This is a genomic window from Streptomyces sp. NPDC006450 (assembly GCF_040612195.1).
Taxonomy (GTDB): domain Bacteria; phylum Actinomycetota; class Actinomycetes; order Streptomycetales; family Streptomycetaceae; genus Streptomyces.
Genome location: NZ_JBEXPT010000183.1, coordinates 1 through 8,544 on the forward strand (window position 1 = coordinate 1; position 8,544 = coordinate 8,544).

The following is an 8,544-nucleotide window of genomic DNA, read 5'->3' on the forward strand; positions in this document are numbered from 1 at the left end:
CGGGCCCGGGCGCGGGCCCGGACGGATCCACGGGCGCGGCCCCGGTGCCGGGGCAGGCCGCTTCGGCCGCTCCGACGGTGCTCACCGACTGAGCTGCCCGGCCCCCGCCCGGCCCGAGGGCGGGCGGGGAGCAGCGGTTGGCGGCGGTTGCACGGCTTTGCCGCGGTTGGTACCGGCATGCACCTGCGAGCGCCGAGGGGGCACGGGCCGTAGCGCCCGTTACGCGCCCGGGGTCACCGAGGCGCGGTGCTGACCGGCCAGTTCGGTGTACATGAGGGCATTGACCTTGAGGCCCTCGCGCTCCTCCGCGGTCAGCGGGCGCCGGACCTTCGCCGGGACGCCCGCGACCAGGGAACCGGGCGGGACGACCATGCCCTGCGGGACCAGCGCCTGGGCGGCCACCAGCGAGCCGGCGCCGATCACCGCGCCGTTGAGGACCGTCGCACCCATCCCGATCAGACAGTCGTCCTCGACCGTGCAGCCGTGCACGACGGCGTTGTGGCCGATGGACACGCGCTCGCCGATCGAGACCGGGAATCCGGGGTCCACGTGCACGGTGCAGTTGTCCTGCACGTTGCTGTCGGCGCCGAGCGTGATCGGACCGCAGTCCGCGCGGAGGACCGCCGAGTACCAGATGCTCGACCCCGCGCCGAGGGTCACGTCCCCGACCACGACGGAGGTCGGAGCGGTGAACGCCGTCGGATCGATCACGGGGTTCTTCCCGCCGACACCCGCCACGAGTGCCTGGGCCGCCTGCTGCGTCATGTGTTTCTCTTCCTCTTCCGGTACGTCGTGTCGCGCTACCGGCACCGTAGGCCACGCCGTCCGCGCCCCCGGGGATGGGGTGAAGATCACGGCGCGGCCCGGGCTCCCGGCGCGCTACGGTGACCCGGTGGCGAAGAACCAGAACACGTTCTCCTCTCTGACGGCGGCCCCTTCTCTGACGGCTCTGACGACCCTGCGCCGCCGGCTCGCCGGGCGCGCGGTCCACGCGGGCTGGCGCTGGATGCAGCGGGCCGGCGCGGTCACCGCCCAGACCCCCGGCGGGCTGCGCTTCGGCGCGATCGGGTACGGCACCCGGCTCGCCTTCCCGCAGGGCACGGTCTTCGGCGCGCCCTGGATCCGCCTCGGCGACCACTGCATCATCGGCGAGCAGGTCACGCTCACCGCCGGGATGATGCCGGACCTCGACCTCGGCGCCGAACCGGTCCTGGTCCTCGGCAACGGCGTGGTCATCGGCCGGGACAGCCACGTCATAGCCGACACCCGGATCACCATCGGCGACGACACCTTCTGCGGCCCCGGGGTGTACATCACCTCCACCAACCACAGCTACGACGACCCGCACGAGCCCATCGGCAAGCAGTGGCCGCGCAGCGCCCCCGTGGAGATCGGCCCGGGCTGCTGGCTGGGGACCGGCGCGGTGATCCTGCCCGGGGCCCGGCTGGGCCGCAACGTCGTGGTGGCGGCGGGGGCCGTCGTACGGGGCGACGTGCCGGACCACGCCGTGGTGGCGGGGGCGCCGGCGCGGATCGTCCGCCGCTGGGAACCCGAGACGGGCTGGCAGCCGCCGCTGCGCACCCCGGCGCCGGTCCCGATCCCCGACGGGGTCACTCCGGAGCAACTGCGCGCCCTGGCGGACGTGATGGAGCCGGATTCGGAGTCGGGGCCGAAGTCGGAGTGAACGATGGAGCGAACGAGGCGCCTGCCGCGCCGCCGCCGGGCCGGGGGAGCCGCCGGGTCAGGGGCACGTCTCCTCGAGCTTGACCGTGTGGAACACGATCTTCGTACTGGTGGCGGCCTGCGTGCCCGCGGCGGGTGTCTGCGAGCAGACCTTCCAGTTCCGGTCGAGCACCTGCATGCGGCTTTGGCCCTGAGCGTCGGTGGAGCCGAGGAGGAAGAACCCCGCGGCCTGCGCGTTGTCCTGGGCGGTCTGCAGGACCTGACCGACGCCGTTGGGAACGGCGGCCCGGGCGGGTGCCGGTGCGGGTGCTGCCGGGGGCGTGGTGGCCGGCGCGGCGGGCTTGCTGCTCACGGGTGCGGGTGCCGGTGCGGGCGAGGCTGCGGTGGTGGGGGCGGCGGACGCCGAGGAGACGGGCTCGTCGGGCGTGGGCTCGCTGGTGAGGGCCCCGGAGCAGCCGGTGAGGGCGAGAAGGCCTGCTGCGGCGAGGGCGAGGGCGGTGCGGTGTGTGCGCATCGCGCCACTCTGTCCTGTTCGTGGGGGCTGTGTGATGCATGTGCGGTGCCTGTGACCGGTCCGTGACGCACCCGGGCGGGCCCTATCCCGCCGCGAGGAGGATCGTGCCCGCCAGGGCGAGGCCCGCGCCCGCGGCCTGGACGGTGCGCAGGCGTTCCTTGAGGACGGCGAAGGCGGCCAGGGCCGTGATCACCGGGTAGAGGGAGGAGAGCACGGCGGCGGTGGTGACCGGGCCGTGCTGGGCGGCGATGGAGTAGGTGCCGTTCGCCGCGACGTCCGCGAGTCCGACGAAGGCGAGCGCCGGTACGAGCCCCCACAGGATCCGGCCGCCACCCGTCCCCGCCGGGAGGGCCGGGACGCCGCGCCGGGTCCGCACCCACAGGGCCGTGCCGCCGACGGCGACGTTGGTGACGCGCTGGACGAACAGCGCGAGGAACAGGCCGGGCACGCTGGAGGAGGCGGGGGCGATCAGGGCCATCACCGCGCCGAACCCGAAGGCCGCGACGAGGGTGAGGACGACGGCCTGCCGCTGTACGGGAGCGCCGCGCAGCTCGGGTCCGCCCGCCAGGACGATGCCCACGACGGCCACCGCGATCCCCGCGAGCTGAGCGGCGCCGGGCCGCTCGCCCAGGAGCAGCCCCGCGGCCATCGGCACCACCACGCCGAGGGAGCCGAGCGGGGAGACCACGCCCATCGGGCCGAGGGCGAGCGCCTTGTAGAAGCTGAGCATCGCGACCGGCCCCACCAGCCCCGCCCCCACCGCGAACCAGAGCTGCGGTCCGGCCTCCCGCCAGGCGCCGGTGCCCAGGACCACCGCGCCCAGCACGAGGACGGCGAGGACCTGGGAGGCCACGACCACCGTGAGGGCCGGTATCCGGCGGGTCAGCAGCCCGCCCCCGAAGTCGGCGAGGCCCCACAGGACGGCGGTGGCCAGGGCGAACAGGGCGGTCATGGCAGGCCTCGCAGTACAGTGCGTTAGACGGCGGAGTACACCGTGGAGTACACGGTGGGGTACGACGGACGATAGTTCATCCTAGTGAACCCTGCCATCCAAAATATTGTACGGAGTGGACAGAACGGTGTCGGATCTCGAACAACTCACCCAGGCACTCGGCCGCAACCTCAAGCGCTGGCGCGGGGAGCGCGGGTTCACCCTGGAGGCCCTCGCGGCCCGTGCGGGGGTGAGCCGCGGCATGATCATCCAGATCGAGCAGGCCCGTACGAACCCCAGCGTCGGCACGACGGTCAAACTGGCCGACGCGCTCGGCGTCAGCATCACCACCCTGCTCGACCACGACCGCGGTCCGCGGGTGCAGGTGGTACTGCCGGGGCAGGGGGTGCGGATGTGGTCCACCGAGGGCGGTAGCGGCGCGAGCATGCTGCTCGGCGACGACCGGCGCGGGCCGGTGGAGATGTGGACCTACCGGCTGGAGCCCGGCGAGGGGACCGCCTCGGACCCGCATCCGCCGGGCACCTTCGAGATGCTGCACGTCACGGTCGGGGAGCTGACGCTGGTGGTCGCCGACGAGACGTACGCCGTACCGGCCGGCGGGGCCGTCTCCTTCGAGGCGGACGCCCCGCACGCCTACCGCAACGAGGGGCCCGGACCGATGGAGATGACGATGGCGGTCTCGATCCCGCCGGTAACCGCCCGGGCGTGACGGGGAGGACGGGGCCTGGCTCGCGGTGCTGGCTCGCGCTCCTGGTCCGCGCTCCTGGTCCGCGGTGCTGGTGCGCGGCCCTGGTCCGCGGTCAGCGCGGCCCGGCGATCCCCAGGCCGGGGCCGCGGGCCGTCCCGCGGGTCGTCTCCCGCGCAGCGTCCGGCACCGGGTGCGTCGCGATGAGGTCCTGGCAGGCGGCCAGTACGTTGCGCCGGTCGGCCGTGATCCAGTCCCGGTCCGTCGTCCAGCCCCGCAGGACCGGGTCCGGTTCGAAGGCGATGGCCAGCTCCGCCGCCGCACGCCGGACGATCCCGTGCGGGCTCCCCGAGATCAGCACCGTCCGCAGCCAGGCCGCATGCAGGAGCCGTACGAGTTCGTCGGCGAAGGGCGGGATCCGCTTCCCGGGCCGCCGGCCAGGCGGCTTCGGCGGCACGCTCCACGTCGGTCCGGTCCGCCCCTTCGAGGGCCCGCGCGAAGGGGGCGTAGACCGCGTTGAACGTGTTGAAGGCCGGAGGGGCTCCTCGAACCCCCGGGGACCGAGGACTCCAGGGAGTCCCGGGCCCCTGGAACCTCACAGGGCGGGGATCTCGATCGCCGGGCAGCGGTCCATGACCATGTCCAGTCCGGCCGCGCGGGTGCGGTCGAAGGCGGCCTCATCCACGACATTCAGCTGGAACCAGACGGCCTCCGCCCCCTTCGCGACCGCCTCGTCGGCGACCGCCCCCGCCAGCGCGCTGTTCACGAAGACGTCGACCACGTCCACCTTGAACGGGATCGCCTCCAGCCAGGGGTAGCCCTGCTCGCCGTGGACCGTCTCGGCCTTGGGGTGCACCGGGATCACGCGCTTGCCGTACCGCTGGAGCACCTCCGCCACGCGGTACGCGGCCCGGTCCTGGTTGTTGGACAGGCCCACCACGGCCCAGGTGTCACCGAGCTCGGTGAGGATCTTGCGGATGGTTGCCGGATCGCCGTACACGTGTGCCGCCTCCTGCTGCTGGTCCCGCTGCCTGTGACCGCCGAATGCCGTCAGCCCGATCAACAGAAAAGACGCATGTCGGATTCCCCGTAGGGTGGACGGGTGAAGGCAGACCAGTACGTGACGGTGGCCCGTGAGGGTGTGCACGAGTCCGAGATCAACCGCTCGCGGTTCCTGTGCGCGCTCGCCCCCGCGGCGACCGAGCGGGAGGCGCAGGAGTTCGTCGCCCGGATCCGCAAGGAGCACCCGACCGCCTCGCACAACTGCTTCGCCTACGTCATCGGCGCCGACGCCTCCGTGCAGAAGGCCAGCGACGACGGCGAACCCGGCGGCACCGCCGGTGTGCCGATGCTGCAGATGCTCACGCGCCGGGACATCCGCTACGCGGTCGCCGTCGTCACCCGCTACTACGGCGGCGTGAAGCTGGGCGCCGGCGGGCTCATCCGCGCCTACGGAGGGGTCGTCGGCGAGGCCCTCGACGCGCTGGGAACCGTCACCCGCCACCGCTACCGCCTGGCCACCGTCACCGTCGACCACCAGCGGGCCGGCAAGACGGAGAACGACCTGCGCTCCACGGGCAGGACCGTGATCGACGTGCGCTACGGGGCCGCCGTCGAGATCGAGGTCGCCCTGCCCGAGGCGGACCTGCCCGCCTTCGAAGCCTGGCTCGCCGACAGCACCGCCGGGAGCGCCACCCTCACCCCGGGCGGGGAGACCTACGCGGCCTGAGAACCGGCGGCGGCCCGTGGGACGCCGGGGAGGCGTTAGCGTAGAGGGGTTCAGGGTTCATCCAGCAGGGGGAAACGGTATGCGCGGCGGTGCCGGCGAGTGAAGTTCCTGCACACCTCCGACTGGCATCTGGGGCGGAGCTTTCATCGGGTGAACCTGCTCGGGGCTCAGGCCGTCTTCATCGATCACCTCGTCGAGACCGTGCGGGAGCACGAGGTCGATGCCGTGCTCGTCGCCGGTGACGTCTACGACCGGGCTGTGCCGCCGCTGCCCGCCGTGGAGCTGTACGACCGGGCCCTGCACCGGCTCGCCGATCTTGGTGTGCCCACCGTGATGATTTCCGGGAACCATGACTCCGCCCGGCGTCTCGGGGTCGGGGCCGGGTTGATCGGGCGGGCCGGGATCCACCTGCGGACCGACCCCGCCGGGTGCGCCGACCCCGTGGTGCTGGCCGACGTACACGGGGACGTGGCGCTGTACGGGCTGCCGTACCTGGAGCCCGCGCTGGTGAAGGATGAGTTCGGTGCCGGGAAGGTGAGTCACGAGGCTGTGCTCGGGGCGGCCATGGACCGGGTCCGGGCCGATCTGGCCGGGAGGGCACCGGGGACGCGGTCCGTCGTTCTTGCTCATGCCTTCGTCACCGGTGGGATGGCGAGTGACAGTGAGCGCGACATCGCCGTCGGCGGGGTCGAGGCCGTGCCCGCCTCTGTTTTCGACGGGGTCGACTACGTCGCCCTCGGTCATCTCCACGGCTGCCAGACGATCAACGATCGGGTCCGCTACTCCGGTTCCCCGCTCGCCTACTCCTTCTCCGAAGCCGATCACCGCAAGAGCGTGTGGGTCGTCGAGCTGGGTGGGGGCGGGGAGATCGTGAGTGCCGAGCGCGTCGATACGCCCGTGCCGCGCGGCCTGGCCCGGGTACGGGGTCCGCTGGAGGAGCTCGTCTCCGAGGGGGCGCACGGCCGGTACGCGGACTGCTGGGTGGAGGCCACCCTCACCGACGCCGTCCGGCCCGAGGACCCCATGGCCCGGCTCGCCGCGCGGTTTCCCCATGTGCTGAGCCTCGCCTTCGACCCCGAGGGCCGCACCGAGGACGGCGGCGGCTCCTACGCGCAGCGGCTCAAGGGACGTAGCGACCGGGAGATCGCCGAGGACTTCGTCGCCCACGTGCGCGGGGGCGGGGGATTCGCGGATGATGCCGAACGGGCCGTGCTCCAGGGGGCCTTCGACGAGGTCCGGGCCGAGGACAGCCGGCAGGAGACCCACCGATGAGGCTGCACCGGCTCCGCATCACCGCCTTCGGTCCCTTCGCCGAACCCCAGGAGATCGACTTCGACGCCCTCTCCGGCGCCGGGATCTTCCTGCTGCACGGTCCCACCGGCGCGGGCAAGACCTCCGTCCTGGACGCCGTCTGCTACGCCCTCTACGGGTCCGTGCCCGGCTCCCGGCAGGCGCCGGGCACCAGCCTGCGCAGCGACCACGCGGCCTCGGACACCCCGACCGAGATCACCCTCGAACTCACCGCGGGCGGGCGGCGCCTGGAGATCACCCGGCGCCCCGAGCAGGACCGGCCCAAGAAGCGCGGCACCGGCACGACGAAGGACAAGGCGCAGAGCTGGCTGCGTGAGTTCGACGGGGAGGGCTGGGGCGCGCTGAGCCGGTCGCATCAGGAGATCGGCGAGGAGATCGAGCAGCTGCTCGGCATGAGCCGCGAGCAGTTCTGCCAGGTCGTGCTGTTGCCGCAGGGGGAGTTCGCGCGCTTCCTGCGGGCCGACGAGGCGGCACGCGGCCGGCTGCTGGGCCGGCTCTTCGACACCCGCCGCTTCGCCGCCGTCGAAACCCTGCTCGGCGAGCGCCGCCGCGCCGCCGAGGCCAAGGTCCGCGCCGGTGACGAGCAGGTGCTGCACACCGCCCAGCGGCTCGCCCAGGCCGCCGGGGACGCCGCCGACCTGCGTGCCTGGCCCCTGCCCCGGCACCAGCCGGGCGACCCCGGGCTGGCCGGGGCGATCCGCGCCTGGGCCGCCGTCGCGCGCTGCTCCGCCCGGGAGCGGCTCACCGTCGCCGAGTACGCCCTCGCCGCCGTCGAGGGGCGCTACGCCGCCGCCCGGCGGGCCGCCGAGGAGGCGCGGGAGCTGGACCGGCTGCAGCGCCGGCACGCGGAGACCACCCGCCGGGCGGCCCTGCTCGCCGAGGCCGGTCCGGAGCGGGAGCGGGTGCGTGCCCTGCTCGACCGGGCCCGGCGCGGAGCCCTGGTCGCCCCCGCCCTGGAGCTGCGCGGAGCCGCCGCCGGGGCCCACATGGCCGCCGCGCACGCGGAGTCGGTGGCCCGGGCGGAGCTGCCGCCCCAGCTCGCCGAGGCGGGGACCGAGCAGCTGGCCGCGGTCGAGCAACGGCTGCGGGGCGATCTGGGAGCCCTCGGAGCCGCCCGCCGCGCCGAGCAGCGCAGCGCCGAGATCGGCCGCGAACGGGCCGACCTGGAACGGGAGTCCCGGGCCGCCGAGGAACAGCAGCAGGAGACCGCCGAATGGCTCGCCCGCTGGGAGGCCACCCGGACCGAGCTGGCCGGGCGCGCGGACGCCGCCCAGCAGGCCGCGACCCTGGCCGAGCAGCTCGCCGGCAAGCTGGAGCCTGCCAGGCTGCACCTGCACGCCGCCCGGCGGCGCGACGCCCTCGACGAGGACGCGGAGCAGGCCTCCGCTGAACTGCTCACCGCGCGCGAGGAGTCGGCCGCCGCCCGGGAACGCTGGCTCGAGCTCAAGGAGACCCGGCTGCGCGGGATCGCCGCCGAACTCGCCGCCGCCCTGGTGGCGGGAGAGCCCTGCACCGTGTGCGGGGCAGCGGAGCACCCCTCCCCGGCCAGGCCCGCCCCCGGTCACGTCGACCGGGCCGCGGAGGAGGCGGCGCACGCCCGCTTCGAGGAGGCCGAGGAGCGCAGGGCCGGCGTCGAGCGCAGGCTCGCCGCCGTCCGGGAGGCCCGCGCC

At 74.2% G+C, this 8,544-nt stretch carries 10 protein-coding genes; 5 read left to right on the forward strand and 5 right to left on the reverse strand.

Features of this window, described 5'->3' with window-relative positions; all coding sequences use genetic code 11:
- Positions 1–219: 219 nt before the first annotated feature.
- The gene (locus ABZY57_RS30810) at positions 220–765 is read right to left on the reverse strand and encodes a gamma carbonic anhydrase family protein (RefSeq protein WP_356517523.1); all 546 of its coding nucleotides are present in this window, start codon (positions 763–765) and stop codon (positions 220–222) included.
- A gap of 157 nt (positions 766–922) precedes the next feature.
- On the opposite strand from ABZY57_RS30810, the gene ABZY57_RS30815 reads away from it, so the two are divergent.
- Positions 923–1,684: an acyltransferase gene (locus tag ABZY57_RS30815; protein ID WP_356517539.1), complete on the forward strand. Its 762-nt coding sequence runs from the start codon at positions 923–925 to the stop codon at positions 1,682–1,684.
- A gap of 57 nt (positions 1,685–1,741) precedes the next feature.
- On the opposite strand, the gene ABZY57_RS30820 is transcribed toward ABZY57_RS30815, so the two are convergent.
- Together ABZY57_RS30820 and ABZY57_RS30825 are read right to left on the reverse strand one after the other, a co-directional pair.
- Positions 1,742–2,197, reverse strand: a complete 456-nt coding sequence (locus ABZY57_RS30820) for a hypothetical protein (protein WP_356517525.1) — start codon at positions 2,195–2,197, stop codon at positions 1,742–1,744.
- 82 nt (positions 2,198–2,279) lie between these two features.
- Positions 2,280–3,149 carry a DMT family transporter gene (locus tag ABZY57_RS30825; protein ID WP_356517527.1) on the reverse strand — a complete coding sequence of 290 codons (870 nt, stop codon included), beginning with the start codon at positions 3,147–3,149 and terminating at the stop codon, positions 2,280–2,282.
- 127 nt (positions 3,150–3,276) lie between these two features.
- Between ABZY57_RS30825 and ABZY57_RS30830 the strand changes: the two genes are divergently transcribed.
- Positions 3,277–3,858 carry an XRE family transcriptional regulator gene (locus ABZY57_RS30830; protein WP_356517541.1) on the forward strand — a complete coding sequence of 194 codons (582 nt, stop codon included), beginning with the start codon at positions 3,277–3,279 and terminating at the stop codon, positions 3,856–3,858.
- Positions 3,859–3,949: 91 nt separating this feature from the next.
- On the opposite strand, the gene ABZY57_RS30835 is transcribed toward ABZY57_RS30830, so the two are convergent.
- Positions 3,950–4,291, reverse strand: a complete 342-nt coding sequence (locus ABZY57_RS30835) for a hypothetical protein (protein WP_356517529.1) — start codon at positions 4,289–4,291, stop codon at positions 3,950–3,952.
- Positions 4,292–4,429: 138 nt separating this feature from the next.
- Complete coding sequence (locus tag ABZY57_RS30840) at positions 4,430–4,834, reverse strand: CoA-binding protein (RefSeq protein ID WP_356517531.1); 405 nt, start codon at positions 4,832–4,834, stop codon at positions 4,430–4,432.
- 102 nt (positions 4,835–4,936) lie between these two features.
- Between ABZY57_RS30840 and ABZY57_RS30845 the strand changes: the two genes are divergently transcribed.
- From ABZY57_RS30845 to ABZY57_RS30855, 3 genes are all read left to right on the forward strand, one after another.
- On the forward strand, positions 4,937–5,563 hold the full coding sequence (locus ABZY57_RS30845) for a YigZ family protein (RefSeq protein WP_356517533.1): 627 nt from the start codon (positions 4,937–4,939) through the stop codon (positions 5,561–5,563).
- Positions 5,564–5,662: 99 nt separating this feature from the next.
- Positions 5,663–6,835, forward strand: a complete 1,173-nt coding sequence (locus ABZY57_RS30850) for an exonuclease SbcCD subunit D (RefSeq protein WP_356517535.1) — start codon at positions 5,663–5,665, stop codon at positions 6,833–6,835.
- Positions 6,832–8,544, forward strand: a 1,713-nt coding sequence (locus tag ABZY57_RS30855) for an SMC family ATPase (RefSeq protein ID WP_356517537.1), incomplete at its 3' end; no start/stop codon positions are given. The genes ABZY57_RS30850 and ABZY57_RS30855, both read left to right, overlap by 4 nt.

Excerpts from the sequence above, each read along its gene's own strand:
- ABZY57_RS30810 (WP_356517523.1), bottom strand. The coding sequence starts at position 765 with ATGACGCAGCAGGCGGCCCAGGCACTCGTGGCGGGTGTCGGCGGGAAG.
- ABZY57_RS30820 (WP_356517525.1), bottom strand. The coding sequence starts at position 2,197 with ATGCGCACACACCGCACCGCCCTCGCCCTCGCCGCAGCAGGCCTTCTC.
- ABZY57_RS30825 (WP_356517527.1), bottom strand. The coding sequence starts at position 3,149 with ATGACCGCCCTGTTCGCCCTGGCCACCGCCGTCCTGTGGGGCCTCGCC.